The organism is Achromobacter sp. UMC46 (assembly GCF_014170335.1).
In the GTDB taxonomy this organism is placed as follows: Bacteria; Pseudomonadota; Gammaproteobacteria; order Burkholderiales; family Burkholderiaceae_B; genus Achromobacter.
In genome coordinates, this window is the sequence record NZ_LZZS01000035.1 from 107,939 (window position 1) to 121,149 (window position 13,211).

The 13,211-nt window shown below is 64.3% G+C and carries 12 protein-coding genes and 3 tRNA genes; 8 read left to right on the forward strand and 7 right to left on the reverse strand.

The window, feature by feature from the left end; translation table 11 throughout:
* The first annotated feature begins 56 nt into the window (after positions 1-56).
* Positions 57-133: transfer RNA gene (locus A9973_RS24395), tRNA-Met, on the forward strand.
* Positions 134-948: 815 nt separating this feature from the next.
* Here the strand turns inward: A9973_RS24395 and A9973_RS24400 are convergent.
* The 4 genes from A9973_RS24400 to A9973_RS24415 form a co-directional block, all read right to left on the reverse strand.
* Entirely contained in the window at positions 949-1,884 is a 936-nt protein-coding gene (locus A9973_RS24400) for a LysR family transcriptional regulator (RefSeq protein WP_183016228.1), read from the reverse strand.
* A gap of 116 nt (positions 1,885-2,000) precedes the next feature.
* Positions 2,001-3,002, reverse strand: coding sequence for a GTP-binding protein (locus A9973_RS24405; protein WP_183016229.1), 1,002 nt, complete (start codon positions 3,000-3,002; stop codon positions 2,001-2,003).
* A gap of 20 nt (positions 3,003-3,022) precedes the next feature.
* Complete coding sequence (gene zigA / locus A9973_RS24410) at positions 3,023-4,234, reverse strand: zinc metallochaperone GTPase ZigA (RefSeq protein WP_255469278.1); 1,212 nt, start codon at positions 4,232-4,234, stop codon at positions 3,023-3,025.
* Between the two features lie 265 nt (positions 4,235-4,499).
* A tRNA-Asn gene (locus A9973_RS24415) sits at positions 4,500-4,575 on the reverse strand.
* 232 nt (positions 4,576-4,807) lie between these two features.
* Here A9973_RS24415 and A9973_RS24420 point away from each other — a divergent pair.
* The 4 genes from A9973_RS24420 (at position 4,808) to A9973_RS24435 (ending at position 8,546) form a co-directional block, all read left to right on the forward strand.
* Positions 4,808-4,883 (forward strand) — tRNA-Thr (locus tag A9973_RS24420).
* 151 nt (positions 4,884-5,034) lie between these two features.
* A complete protein-coding gene (locus A9973_RS24425) occupies positions 5,035-5,694 on the forward strand; it encodes a response regulator (protein ID WP_183016230.1) in 660 nt (219 codons plus the stop codon).
* The gene (locus A9973_RS24430) at positions 5,691-7,025 is read left to right on the forward strand and encodes an ATP-binding protein (RefSeq protein ID WP_183016231.1); all 1,335 of its coding nucleotides are present in this window, start codon (positions 5,691-5,693) and stop codon (positions 7,023-7,025) included. Before A9973_RS24425 ends, A9973_RS24430 begins: the two co-directional genes overlap by 4 nt.
* Positions 7,026-7,103: 78 nt before the next feature.
* Positions 7,104-8,546, forward strand: a complete 1,443-nt coding sequence (locus A9973_RS24435; protein WP_183016232.1) for a DegQ family serine endoprotease — start codon at positions 7,104-7,106, stop codon at positions 8,544-8,546.
* Between the two features lie 15 nt (positions 8,547-8,561).
* Here the strand turns inward: A9973_RS24435 and maiA are convergent, their stop codons facing one another.
* From maiA to A9973_RS24450, 3 genes are all read right to left on the reverse strand, one after another.
* Complete coding sequence (maiA, locus tag A9973_RS24440; RefSeq protein WP_183016233.1) at positions 8,562-9,206, reverse strand: maleylacetoacetate isomerase; 645 nt, start codon at positions 9,204-9,206, stop codon at positions 8,562-8,564.
* 67 nt (positions 9,207-9,273) lie between these two features.
* Complete coding sequence (ispH, locus tag A9973_RS24445; protein WP_183016234.1) at positions 9,274-10,251, reverse strand: 4-hydroxy-3-methylbut-2-enyl diphosphate reductase; 978 nt, start codon at positions 10,249-10,251, stop codon at positions 9,274-9,276.
* Position 10,252: 1 nt separating this feature from the next.
* Entirely contained in the window at positions 10,253-10,729 is a 477-nt protein-coding gene (locus A9973_RS24450; RefSeq protein ID WP_183016235.1) for a peptidylprolyl isomerase, read from the reverse strand.
* Between the two features lie 49 nt (positions 10,730-10,778).
* Between A9973_RS24450 and radC the strand changes: the two genes are divergently transcribed.
* From radC to kynA, 3 genes are all read left to right on the forward strand, one after another.
* Positions 10,779-11,456 (forward strand): DNA repair protein RadC, encoded by a 678-nt coding sequence (radC, locus tag A9973_RS24455; RefSeq protein ID WP_183016236.1) that lies wholly within the window; start codon positions 10,779-10,781, stop codon positions 11,454-11,456.
* Positions 11,457-11,549: 93 nt separating this feature from the next.
* Positions 11,550-12,176 carry an arylformamidase gene (kynB, locus tag A9973_RS24460; protein ID WP_006218257.1) on the forward strand — a complete coding sequence of 209 codons (627 nt, stop codon included), beginning with the start codon at positions 11,550-11,552 and terminating at the stop codon, positions 12,174-12,176.
* Between the two features lie 152 nt (positions 12,177-12,328).
* Positions 12,329-13,177 carry a tryptophan 2,3-dioxygenase gene (gene kynA / locus A9973_RS24465; RefSeq protein ID WP_183016237.1) on the forward strand — a complete coding sequence of 283 codons (849 nt, stop codon included), beginning with the start codon at positions 12,329-12,331 and terminating at the stop codon, positions 13,175-13,177.
* Positions 13,178-13,211 lie beyond the last annotated feature (34 nt).

The window sequence follows — 13,211 nt, forward strand, 5'->3', positions numbered from 1 at the left end:
TCAAAAAGGGCTAACTTGCGCTAGGTTGAAAATAAGGTTAATATTCTTTTCTCAGACGCGGGGTGGAGCAGTCTGGCAGCTCGTCGGGCTCATAACCCGAAGGTCGTAGGTTCAAATCCTGCCCCCGCAACCAAATTGACGAAGGCCTGGCGAATGCGCCGGGCCTTTTTCATTTGTGCTGGCAATTTGTGCCGACAAAATCAAAGCTTGTTTTGCTGCGGCAAACTTGCAGGATACCGAAGCGCAGGATACCGAAGCGCGGGATACCGAAGCGCCACGCACCGAGCCGCCACGCACCACAACGAAAGCGGCCGTGGAAACAACCGACGCGGAACCCGCCGAGAACACCGCGCCCGCACCCGCCGACAAAACCCCGGTACACGCGGGCTTGCTACAGACGGCATTGGTTTGCGTAGTGTTCACAACATTCCTGTGTTGACTGCCATGCATGACGGACTGCGCGGCGGATCGCGCGGTGGCTATGCGCCGAAACGGCCGCACCGATCAAGATAGGGCGATATGCCTGCCTGATTTACATCACGGCAGACGCCTTAAGCAAATTCTGGAAAAGCTGGCTATCACTTGCCAACAAGCCTGCGGGACACGCCACGCCGGTAACCCGGCGCCTTGTTCCTGCGGCGATCAGTATCAAGACCTGGATCGTCGATCTCAGGCATGAGACCCGGCATTGTGGCTGGCCACCACCGCCTGAACCCCATGCTCCCCCTCGCGCAGACGAAGACCGGTTCGTCATGCAATGACCCGACCCAAGCCGGACTTACGATTCTTAGATGTTTTCGACGACTACATGCTAGCGGACATCGGCCCGCCGCAAAATGGTTTGCCGGCAAAAAAACGGGATCAACCGCAGCCCGCCCGCCAAAGCAATACCCAAATTATACCGCCATAACCCTGACCCTCAAGCCCGGGCGCCCGCAAGGCGGCGCATCAAGACGACGCCACAGAAGGCACAACTGACGCCTGCGCGGGCTTGTCCCACGGCGCCGAACCCAGCCGCTCCACCAGAAAATCCAGCATCGACCGCAAGATCAATGGCATCTGGCGCCGCGAAGCATACACGCCGTAAATCCCCAGCTCCTGCGGTTTGCACTGCGGCAAGATGGCTTTCAAGCGCCCCGCCGCCACATACTCGGCCGCATAGTAAGTCGGCAGCATGGCGATGCCCGCCCCTTCCAGTGCGGCGCTCAACAGCACGGAGACCTCGTTGGCGCTGATATTCCCGCTGACCGGCACGTCCACCGGCTGGCCGTCACGCTCGAAGCGCCACAGGCTTTTGCCAAAATAGGAATGCGTCAGGCAGTTGCGCAAAGACAAGTCTTCAATACGTGCCGGCACGCCCTCGCGGGCCAGGTAGTCGGGCGATGCGCATACCACCGAACGGCAGACGGCCAACTTACGGGCGATCAGATTGGGATCCAGGTCATTCGTAATCCGCACCGCAAGATCGACCCGCTCTTCCACCAGATTGACGGCACGCTCGACCAGCATCAAGTCCACGGAAGTGCCCGGATGCTGCTTGACGTAGTCGGTGACGACGGCAGCCAGATGCCTGGAACCGAAGGACATGCTGGTGGTGATGCGCAGCAGGCCGCGCGGCGTGTCTTCAGGGGTCGAGACCGCACTGCGCAGATCACCCACCATGTCCAGCATCTGCCGGCAACGCGGCAAGGTCTCAGCCCCGGCGGGCGTCAGGCTGAGCCGGCGCGTCGTGCGGTGCAGCAACCGCACCCCGACCCACTGCTCCATTTCGGCCAGGTATCGCGACACCATCGCCCGCGACATGTCCAAATGGACCGCTGCCGCCGACAGGCTACCCCGGTCAGCGACTTCCACGAACACCTGCATGGCTTTCAGACGATCCATGATTGTCTCGGTTCTTGCATCAGACCGTACCGTTTATACCGTATTTTCGTGCAACATCCGTGCCCAAATAACGACATGAAGCGAGCACACCCTGCCAGGACCCCCAACGGCAGCCCTCAGGCGGGCAACTGGCCCAGCGCCTCGGCAACCTCGGCGCGGACACGGCCGGCGTCAAGGCCGCGCACGATATAGACCAGATGCGACGCGCGATCATCACCGGGCCATTGCGGCAACGCGCGCAGCGGATAGAGTTCGCCATGGACGCCATGCACCTCGCATGGCAGGGCCTCGCCCTCGAAGCACACCAGTCCCTTCATCCGCAACAGGCCCTGACCGAAGCGCTCCTGGATGCGCGACACGCCCGCCAGGAAGGCCGCCCGGCCCAACGGCGACGACAAGGTCAGGGAAAAACTGCCGACCTGCGCATGGCGGTCGGCCGCCGGCCGCGCAAACGCCTGAAGCCAGTTCGCCAGCGCGACGCCGTCACGGCGCGCCAGCGCATCGGGGCCGTCCCGCAACACGCCGGCCAACGGCGCATCCGGGCGCTGCACGCAACGCTGCGCGCCAGGGTTGATGGCCATGACGGCCTGCTCGACGCGGCACAATTGCGCCGCGTCCGCCAAGTCCGACTTGCTGAGCACGGCCGCATCGGCGAGCGCCAATTGCCGCGCCGCTTCGGGCTGCGCCGCCAACTGGGCCTCGCCATGCCGCACGTCCACGACCACGATCGCGCCCCGGTACGCGTAGCGCTCGGACAGGAAGCGGTCGTGCTTGAGCATGAACAGGATCGAGGCGGGGTCCGCCAACCCGCTGGTTTCGATCAGCACGCGGCGAAACGGCTTGATCCGTCGGCTGAGCGCCAACATGAACAGGTCGCGCAAGGTGTCCACCACGGCGCCGCTGACCACACAGCACAGGCAACCGCCCTCGATCAGCACGACATTCGCGGGCGCCAGGCGCACCAGATGGTGGTCGACGCCAACGTCGCCGTATTCATTGACGATGACCAACGCGTCGGCATACGCCGGCTCGTGCAGCAAACGGTTGAGCAGCGTGGTCTTGCCGCTGCCCAGGAAACCCGAAACCACCGTCACGCCAATGCGCTTGTCCTCGTCCATACCCACCCGTCCAACGGGCGCTACCCCGTATTGCGCGGCCGGTCCCACACCGGGAACGGATCCGCCAGCGCGGCCAGTTCGTCGACGGGCCGCGTCATTTCTTCCTGCGTCATCAAGCAAGCCTGCAAGCGCGCCCGCAACGCCGCCTCGTCCATGCCGATGCCGATCAATACCAATTCCTGGCACCGGTCACCATAGACCGGATCCCACTCCGCCACGATCGCCGCCCGCGACTCCGCATCGTCGGGCCATTGCTCGCGCGGCAACGCCGCCCACCAGTATCCCGCCGCACCATAACGCATGATCGGCCCCGCCTGCGACCATGATGCCGCGAGGGCCGGACGCGTCGCCAGCCAGAAATAACCCTTCGACCGCACTACACCCGGCCACTCCTGGTGGACGCAATCCCAGAAGCGCTGCGGATGAAAGGGGCGCTTGGCGCGAAACACGAAACTGCCTATGCCGTACTCCTCGCTCTCGGGAACCCGCTCGCCCCGCAACGCCTTCAGCCAGCCCGGCGCCTGCGCCGCGGCTTCGAAATCAAATCGCCCCGTATCCAGCACGCTCCGCATCGGCACCTGGCCGAACTCGCTGCGGACAAGATGCGCGCGCGGATTCAGGCGGCGCAATATCGCTTCCAGACGCGCCAATTCGTCGGGTAGCACCAGATCGGCCTTGTTCAAGACAATGACGTCGCAGAACTCCACCTGCTCGATCAGCAAGTCCACGACCGTGCGCGCATCCTCGTCGCCAAGGGTCTCGCCGCGCGCCGACAAGCGGTCCACGCTGGCGTAGTCCCGCAAGAAGTTGAAAGCATCCACCACCGTGACCATCGTGTCCAGCCGGGCGACATCATTCAGGCTGACGCCGCCCTCGTCGCGGAAAGTGAACGTCTCGGCAACCGGCAAGGGCTCCGAGATCCCCGTCGATTCGATCAGCAGGTAATCGAAACGCCCTTCGGCGGCCAAGCGGCGAATCTCGATCAGCAGATCTTCGCGGAGCGTACAGCAGATGCAGCCATTGCTCATCTCGACCAGTTTTTCGTCGGCGCGGGACAACGCCGCCCCGCCCTCGCGCACCAGGCGCGCGTCGATATTGACCTCGGACATATCGTTGACGATCACCGCCACCCGACGCCCCTCGCGATTATTCAGCACATGGTTCAACAGCGTCGTCTTCCCCGCCCCCAGAAACCCCGACAACACCGTCACCGGCAAGCGCCCATCGCGCATTGGGCCCGCATCATCTTTCCGCATCATGGCTTTGCTCCAAAAATAGAATGTTATTACATAACACTTATGGCGCAAACAGCTGCTGCGGATCAATTGCTGCGGACCAATTGCTGCGGACCAATTGCTGCGGACCAATCATTGCGGGCCGACTATTTCGGGCCGGACGAAGATTCTGTGCGGAAAACAAAAAGGGCCACCCACTTTCGTGAATGACCCTGATGTGCCCAGCGCTCGCGCAACTGAACTGTCGGTACTGAATTCTTTTTGGCTCCCCGAGCTGGGCTCGAACCAGCGACCTGCGGATTAACAGTCCGTCGCTCTACCGACTGAGCTATCGGGGATCTGCCAAGAACGCAATTATGACCTAAATTTTTCGCGCATGCAAACCACGATTTTTTTAGTTCTTTTTGGCCCGTTTGTTTCCCATCGCCAAAAAACTCTGATATGATTTCGGTCTTTCCAGATCAGGCCCCATAAACAGGGCAGCGAACTGGGAAGAACAAAGATGTTTTGCTTGCAGTTCAGCATTGCCGAATTCAACACCGGCACGCAAGAATCGAAGCAAATGGTCTTGCCGGCATAGCTCAGTTGGTAGAGCAGCGCATTCGTAATGCGAAGGTCGTAGGTTCGACTCCTATTGCCGGCACCAAATTCAAAAAGCAGCCCTCTCGGGCTGCTTTTTTCATTTCCGCTTCTCCTTCCCCCCCTCTTCTTGCAGGCCTTTCCCGATCACGGGAACTCCACCCGCCTGCCGTGCATCCAACTTGCTGGATTTCCGTCAACACCAAGCCAAGACCACCATGCGCATCCTACTCGTCGAAGACGACATCATGATCGGTGAAAGCGTATTGGACTGCCTGCGCGCGGAGCACTACGCCGTCGACTGGGTGAAGGACGGCAATGCCGCGGAACTGGCGTTGCGCACCGACACCTACGACCTGATCCTGCTGGACCTGGGCCTGCCCAAACGCGATGGCGTGACCTTGCTGCGCGACCTGCGCACGCGCAAGGACCGCACGCCGGTACTGATCGCCACCGCGCGCGATGCCGTCAGCGACCGCATCGCCGGATTGGACGCGGGCGCAGACGACTACATCGTCAAACCCTATGACGTAGACGAATTGCTCGCTCGCATGCGGGCGCTGATCCGTCGCAGCGCCGGCCGCGCCGAGCCGGTGTTCGAGCATGACGGGATCACCATCGACCCGCAATCGCACGCGGCCATGGTGGACGGCACGCCTGTCGCCCTGACCGCCCGGGAATGGGCGGTGCTGGAGCCCCTGATCGCGCGCCCCGGCATGATCTTTTCGCGCGCGCAGCTGGAAGAAAAGCTCTACAGCTGGAAAGACAGCGTCAGCAGCAACGCCGTTGAGGTTTATATTCATGGCCTGCGCAAGAAACTGGGTCCGAACCTGATCCAGAACGTCAGAGGCGTCGGCTATGTCATTCCCAAAACATGAGCATCCGGCTTAGCTACTCGCTGCGAGCCCGTCTGCTTTTCTTCCTGCTGGCCGCCATCGCGGTCGGCGCGCTGGTGCAAGGCGTGATCGCCTATCGCAGCACGCTGGCGCAAGCCGACGACATCTTCGATTCGTTGCTGCAACGCACCGCCCTGTCGCTGGGCACCGGCGACGGACTGCTCAGGACGGGCCCCACCCATGCGCGCGGAGCCGGTTCGCCCGTCGCCGACGACCTGATCATCCAGATCTGGACCCCGGACGGCCTGCGCGTGTTCAATTCGCGGTCGCGCCGCCCGCTGCCCGACCAGATCGTGCTGGGCTTTTCCGACACCACCATGGAAGGCACCACCTATCGCGTGTATGCGCTGGCCACGCCGTTCCAGGTGATCCAGGTGGCCCAAGACATGGACGTTCGCAAGGACATGGCGCGCGCGCTGGCCCTGCGCACCATCGCCCCTATCGCCGCCGCCGCCCCCTTGCTGATGCTGATCATCTGGTGCGTGGTCAGCTGGTCGCTGCGCCCGGTCAAGCGGGCCCGCGCCCAGGTCGCGGCGCGCCAGCCCGAGGACCTGTCTCCCGTCAACGTGCAGGGCCTGCCCGACGAGATCCAGCCCCTGATCCAGGAACTGAACCTGCTGCTGGAACGGATGCGCGGCGCATTCGCCCAGCAGAAGCAATTCGTAGGCGACGCCGCGCATGAACTGCGTTCGCCGCTGGCCGCACTGCGCCTGCAACTGCAGGCCTTGCAACGCGCCGGCGACGCCGACAGCCGCGAATTGGCCGAACAGCGCCTGGCGTCAGGCATCGACCGCGCCACTCGGCTGGTCGAGCAATTGCTGTCCATGGCCCGCCATGAAAGCGCGGCAGAGCCCTCGCCCGCCGTCCCCGTGGACCTGGCCGACGTCTTGCGACAGGCGCTATCGGAAACGCTGCCGCAAGCCAACGCCAAACTGATCGGCATCGACATGGAAGGGCCGGCCGAAGCCTGGATTCAAGGGCATCGCGACGCGCTGGTGCTGCTGGCGCGCAACCTGCTGGACAACGCCGTCAAGCATACGCCCGAGGGCAAGCACATCCGTCTGCGCCTGGAGCAGGCGGCGGACCAGGCCTCGTTCATGATCGACGACGAAGGCCCCGGCATCCCGCCCGCCGAACGCGAGCGCGTATTCGACCGCTTCTACCGCGCCGAAGGCAACACGCAGCATGGCAGCGGCCTGGGGCTGTCGATCGCCCGCGCCATCGCCGACCGCCATGGCGCCGCCATATTCCTGGAAGACGCGCCCGGCGGCCGGGGGCTGCGCGCCCGGGTCGTGTTCCCTCGCCCGGATTGAGTCCCGCGATTTAAGATTCACCTAAGTGTCAGGCCCGAAGATAGCGCCATGCCCTCAAACATGAACGCAGGAGCCGACATGAAAACTTCGCAACTGACCCCCTCGCGCCTGGTGCTGGCGCTGCTGGCCGCTGGCGCCATTGGCGGCGCTGGCGCAACCGCCATGACCGGCAGTGTGTCGATGGCGGCCAACGCGCCTGCCGCCGCCACCGCGCCGCAGACGATCAACACGTCCAGTCCGCCCAATTTCGCGCAGATCACCCGCGACTTCGGGCCTGCCGTCGTCAACATCAGCGTCAGCGGCACCCGCAAGGTGTCGGCCGACGACGATGACCCCTTCGCCCAGTTCTTCGGCCAGATCCCTGGCTCGCGCGGCCGCATGCCGGCCCGCGAAGTACCGATGCGCGGAGAAGGCTCGGGCTTCATCATCAGCAATGACGGCATCATCCTGACCAACGCGCACGTCGTGCAGGACGCCCGTGAAGTCACCGTCAAACTGACCGACCGCCGCGAGTACAAGGCCAAGGTACTGGGCGCGGACCCGCAGACGGACGTGGCCGTGCTCAAGATCGAGGCCAAGAACCTGCCCGTCGTGAAGGTGGGCGATGTGAACCAGCTGCAAGTGGGCGAATGGGTGCTGGCCATCGGTTCGCCATACGGCTTGGAAAATACCGCCACCGCGGGCATCGTCAGCGCCAAGGGCCGCTCACTGCCCGACGACACGTCGGTCCCCTTCATCCAGACGGACGTGGCGGTCAACCCCGGCAATTCGGGTGGCCCGCTGTTCAACGACCGCGGCGAAGTCGTGGGCATCAATTCGCAGATCTACAGCCGCACCGGCGGCTTCCAGGGCCTGTCGTTCTCGATCCCCATCGACGTGGCCTACAAGATCAAGGACCAGATCCTGGAACACGGCAAGGTGCAGCATGCCCGGCTGGGCGTGACGGTGCAGGAAGTGAACCAGGACCTGGCCAATTCCTTCAAGCTGGACTCGCCGTCGGGCGCGCTGGTGTCCAGCGTCGAAAAGGGCAGCGCCGCCGAGAAGGCCGGCCTGCAGCCCGGCGACGTCGTCCGGAAGATCGACGGCAAGACCATCGTTTCGTCGGGCGATCTGGCGTCCCTGATCACGCTTGCCTCGCCGGGCGAGAAGATCAAGATGGATGTCTGGCGCGCCGGCGCCCCCAAGGAATTGGTGGCCACGCTGGGCGGTATCCCCAAGGACAAGACGCAAGCGTCGTCGGGTGAGCAGGACGTGCAGCGCGGCCAATTGGGCCTGGCCCTGCGCCCGCTGAGCCCGCAGGAGCAGCAGGCCTCGGGCACCGAAGGCTTGCTGATCGAGCGCGCCGCCGGTCCGGCCGCCAAGGCGGGCATCGAACCGGGCGACGTGCTGCTGTCCTTGAACGGCGTGCCCGTGCACAACGTCGGGCAAGTGAAGGAAGCGCTGTCCAAGGCGGGCAAGACCGTTGCCCTGCTGGTCCAGCGCGGCGAAGACAAGATCTTCGTGCCGGTGCAGATCGGCTAAGCCGATCCGCCAGCGTTACTCCGCGTCGGGCTGCTTGCCCGGCGCGGCGTCCGCGAAGGCCGGCAGTTCGCGGCAAGCCGCGTCGATACGCACCACGTTGGGCATCGCGGACAGGTCGCACTCGAAACGCTGCGCGTTGGCCACTTGCGGCACCAGGCACAGGTCGGCGATGGTCGGCGTGTCGCCGTGGCAAAAGCGGCCGGTGGCGCTGGAGCGCGCGAGCTGCGCCTCCAGGGCTTCCAGTCCCTGATGCACCCAATGCTTGTACCAGGCGTTCTTGGCGGCCTCGTCCACGCCCAGCGTGTGCTTCAGATACTTCAACACGCGCAGGTTGTTCAGCGGATGGGTGTCGCAGGCAATGCCCAGGGCCAGATCGCGCACCCGCGCACGTCCGATGGCATCGGCCGGCAGCAGCGGTGCCTGGGGATGCGTTTCTTCCAGGTATTCAATGATGGCGAGCGACTGCCCGATGACGGCGTCGCCATCGATCAGCGTGGGCACCAGCGCCGTCGGGTTCATCTTGCGATACCCCTCCGACAGCTGCTGCCCGCCATCCTTCAGCAGATGCACCGGCACGGTTTCGTACGACAAGCCTTTCAGGTTCAGGGCAATGCGCACGCGGTACGCGGCCGAGCTGCGGAAATAGCTGTACAACTGCATGAAGTCTCCTTGGTGTTCTTCCGGCGCCGCGCGGGCGCCTGTTTTTCAACGATGCACCAGCGCGGCGCTATTCCAGCGATTCCGTCTGGGCAGCCTTGCGCGACAAGCCCTTGGGAAGCGGAAACGCCACGTTTTCTTCCAAGCCCGGCATCGTGCGCACCGACACCGCGCCCAATTCCTTGACGCGGTCGATCACCTGCTGCACCAGGATTTCGGGGGCGGAAGCGCCCGCCGTCACGCCGATGCGCTTTCGGTCGACCAGCCACGCCGGGTCGATGGAGTCGGCGCCGTCGATCAGGTAGGACGCCACACCCTTGCGCTCGGCCACTTCGCGCAGCCGATTGGAATTCGAACTGTTGGGGCTGCCCACGACCAGCACCAGATCGCAATCGGGCGCCATCACCTTGACCGCGTCCTGGCGGTTCTGGGTGGCGTAGCAGATATCGCTTTTCTTGGGCTCGACGATGCTGGGGAAGCGCGCTTTCAGCGCCTTCGACACCGCCGCCGCGTCATCCACAGACAGGGTCGTCTGCGTGACGTAGGCCAGGTTTTCCGGGTTGACCACTTCCAACCCGGCCACGTCTTCCACGGTCTCGACCAAGTACATGCCGCCTTGCGCCTGGCCAAGCGTGCCCTCGACCTCGGGGTGGCCCTTGTGGCCGATCATGATGATCTCGCGGCCAGCGGCGCGCATGCGGGCCACTTCGATATGGACCTTGGTGACCAGCGGGCAAGTGGCGTCGAATACCTGCAGACCGCGGGATTCCGCTTCGGCACGCACCGCCTTGGACACGCCATGCGCCGAGAACACGACGATCGAGCCCGAGGGCGCGTCGTCCAGTTCGTCGATGAAGATCGCGCCCTTGGCGCGCAGATCTTCCACCACGTAGCGGTTGTGGACGATCTCGTGGCGCACGTAGATCGGCGCGCCATGCAGTTCGATCGCGCGCTCGACGATGTCGATGGCGCGGTCCACGCCGGCACAGAAGCCGCGCGGCTGCGCCAGCAGGACTTCGGCGCCAGAGGCGGTAACGGCCTTGCTCATATCAAAGGACTCCCAGCAGCGCCACGTCCACGCGCAAGCTGATGCCCGCAAGCGGGTGGTTGAAGTCGAACAGCGCCGACTCGTCGTTGATTTCTTTCAGGACGCCCGAATAGCGGCCGCCGTTGGGCGCGGTGAATTCCACCAGGTCTCCCGGTTCGAAACCGGCATCCGCGCCCGCGTGTTCTGCCAGCATCGCCCGCGTGACGCGCTGGATCAGCTCGGGGTTGCGGTCGCCATAGGCGTCGGCGGGTTCCAGGGTAACGCTGAACCGCTCGCCTTCCGCATGGCCGATCAACGCGGCCTCCAGGCCGGGCGCCCACTGGCCCCCGCCCATCTGCAGCGTGCCGGGCCGGCCGTCGAAGGTATCGGCGAACACGGAATCCTTGCCGGGACCCGAAGCCAGGGTGATCCGGTAGTGCAGCGTTAGGTAGGAATCCTGACGGACAAAAACGTTCACTTCGTTAGAGGCGATGCTCAAGATCTGCCACCGTATAGATATTGGATAAACCCTGATTTTAGAGCCTCTTATGAAATTGTCTGTGCGGCTGTCAAAACACGAGCGTCCCCGGGAGCGGATGCTGCGTCACGGGGCGGGGGCGCTTCAGGACGCGGAACTGCTTGCCATCGCCCTGCGCACCGGCATTCCCGGGCTGAACGTGATGGATTTGTCCAACCGCCTGCTGGAACGTTTTTCGGGCCTGCGGGGCCTGCTGGGCGCCACCCCCGAAGAATTGATGACCGTATCCGGCCTGGGGACGGCCAAATCCTGCACGCTTGCCGCCCTGCTGGAGCTGGCGCGCCGGACCATCGAGGAAGACCTGACCCGCACCGACACCCTTCGCCACCCCGGCCAAGTGAAACAATATTGCATGACGGCGCTGGGGCATCGCCGGGTCGAGCACTGCATCGCGCTGTATCTGGACAACCAGCTGCGCGTGATCGCCACCGGCGAACTGGCGCGCGGGACGCTGTCGCAGGCCTCGGTCTATCCGCGTGAAGTCGTCCGGGAGGCCCTGCGCCACCATGCCGCCGCCCTGATCGTGGCCCACAACCACCCGTCGGGCCTGGCCGAGGCCAGCGCCGCCGACCGTGGTTTCACCTTGCAGCTGAAACAGGCCTTGGCGCTGGTGGACATCAAGCTGCTGGACCATCTGATCGTGGCCGGCTCGACGGTCGTCTCGATGGCCGAGCTGGGCGGCCTGTAGGCGCGGCGCGGCGTGCCGGAATTCGTTAGACTACCGTCCTGAATTGCTTTAGGCTTTAACCTGTTCCGGCATCATCCGACCGCTCCCGCCACCATGAAACGCCTGTGGGATATCTCTCCTCCCGTCTCCACGGCTTCGCCTGTCTTTCCTGGCGACACGCCGTACCGCCAGCAATGGAAGTGGTCGCTTACGCCCGGCTGTCCGGTCAATGTCAGTGAAATCACGCTGTCGCCGCACATCGGCGCGCACGCGGATGCCCCGCTGCACTACCAGAACGGCGCAGCCGCCATCGGCGCGGTGTCGCTGGAACCTTTCCTGGGCCCCTGTCGCGTCATCCACGCCATCGACTGCGGCCCGCTGATCACGACCGACCACCTGGCCCATGCGGCCCTGAATCTGCCGCCCCGCGTGCTGGTGCGCACCGCCAAGCATGCGGCGCAAGACTGGTGGACTGACGATTTCTCCGCCTACGCGCCCCAGACCATCGAATGGCTGGCCGAACGCGGCGTCATGCTGATCGGACTGGATACCGCCAGCATCGACCCCGCGTCCAGCAAGACCCTGGACAGCCACCACACGATATTGCGGCACGACATGCGGGTACTGGAAAACCTGGTGCTTGATGATGTGCCCGAAGGCGATTACGAATTGATCGCCCTGCCGTTGGCGCTGGTCCAGGCCGATGCCAGCCCGGTCCGCGCCGTCTTGCGCGAGCTGTAGGCTGATCCGCTGGCCATTGGGCGGCCGGTCGCGCCGGCTGCCCGTTTTCGACTAGGCACGACCATGAAGCCTGTTTTCCCCTGCGCGCCCCATTGGCGCGCGTTGCCCGCATCCGCCCGCCGTGCCGCCCCGCCCTGCCGTGGAGGCCAAGCATGAGCTGCCCGCACCGCCCCGAAGACATCGTCCACGAGGAAAAGGCGCAGCTGGATTTCGCGCGCGACATGACCTACGGCGACTACCTGCATCTGGACGAATTGCTGGGCGCGCAGCATCCGCTGTCGCCCGAGCACAACGAAATGCTGTTCATCATCCAGCACCAGACCAGCGAACTCTGGATGAAGCTGATGCTGCACGAATTGCGCGCCGCCATCGCCAACGTGGCTGCCGACCGGCTGCAGCCCGCCTTCAAGATGCTGGCCCGCGTCGGCAAGATCATGGAGCAGCTGGTCCACGCCTGGGACGTGCTGGCCACCATGACCCCGCCCGAATATTCCGCGCTGCGCCCGTACCTGGCCCGTTCCAGCGGCTTCCAAAGCTATCAATACCGCCAGGTGGAATTCCTGCTGGGCAACAAGAACGCGGCAATGCTCAAGCCGCATGCGCACCGCGAAGACCTGCTGGCCCAGGTACGCACCGCCTACGAGGCCCCTTCGCTGTATGACGAAGCGCTGCGCCTGCTGGCCCGCCACGGCGTAGCCGTGCCGGCCGACCGCCTGGAGCGCGACTGGACTCAACCCTATGAATCCTCGGATGGCGTCGAAGCGGCGTGGCTGACCGTCTACCGCGACACCGACCGCTATTGGGACCTGTACCAGCTGGGAGAAAAGCTGACCGACCTGGAAGACGCGTTCCGGCTGTGGCGATTTCGCCACGTCACCACGGTCGAGCGGGTCATCGGCTTCAAGCGCGGCACGGGCGGCACCTCCGGCGTCGATTACCTGCGGCGCATGCTGGACGTCGTGCTTTTCCCCGAGATCTGGAAGCTGCGCACCGAGCTCTAAAACCCGCCCCCATTAAAATGGCAGAGGCGGCGCG

Excerpts from the sequence above, each read along its gene's own strand:
- A9973_RS24405 (WP_183016229.1), bottom strand. The coding sequence starts at position 3,002 with ATGGACGAGGACAAGCGCATTGGCGTGACGGTGGTTTCGGGTTTCCTG.
- kynB (WP_006218257.1), top strand. The coding sequence starts at position 11,550 with ATGAAACGCCTGTGGGATATCTCTCCTCCCGTCTCCACGGCTTCGCCT.
- A9973_RS24400 (WP_183016228.1), bottom strand. The coding sequence starts at position 1,884 with ATGGATCGTCTGAAAGCCATGCAGGTGTTCGTGGAAGTCGCTGACCGG.
- radC (WP_183016236.1), top strand. The coding sequence starts at position 10,779 with ATGAAATTGTCTGTGCGGCTGTCAAAACACGAGCGTCCCCGGGAGCGG.
- maiA (WP_183016233.1), bottom strand. The coding sequence starts at position 9,206 with ATGCAGTTGTACAGCTATTTCCGCAGCTCGGCCGCGTACCGCGTGCGC.
- zigA (WP_255469278.1), bottom strand. The coding sequence starts at position 4,234 with ATGCGCGATGGGCGCTTGCCGGTGACGGTGTTGTCGGGGTTTCTGGGG.
- A9973_RS24425 (WP_183016230.1), top strand. The coding sequence starts at position 5,035 with ATGCGCATCCTACTCGTCGAAGACGACATCATGATCGGTGAAAGCGTA.
- A9973_RS24435 (WP_183016232.1), top strand. The coding sequence starts at position 7,104 with ATGAAAACTTCGCAACTGACCCCCTCGCGCCTGGTGCTGGCGCTGCTG.
- kynA (WP_183016237.1), top strand. The coding sequence starts at position 12,329 with ATGAGCTGCCCGCACCGCCCCGAAGACATCGTCCACGAGGAAAAGGCG.
- ispH (WP_183016234.1), bottom strand. The coding sequence starts at position 10,251 with ATGAGCAAGGCCGTTACCGCCTCTGGCGCCGAAGTCCTGCTGGCGCAG.
- A9973_RS24430 (WP_183016231.1), top strand. The coding sequence starts at position 5,691 with ATGAGCATCCGGCTTAGCTACTCGCTGCGAGCCCGTCTGCTTTTCTTC.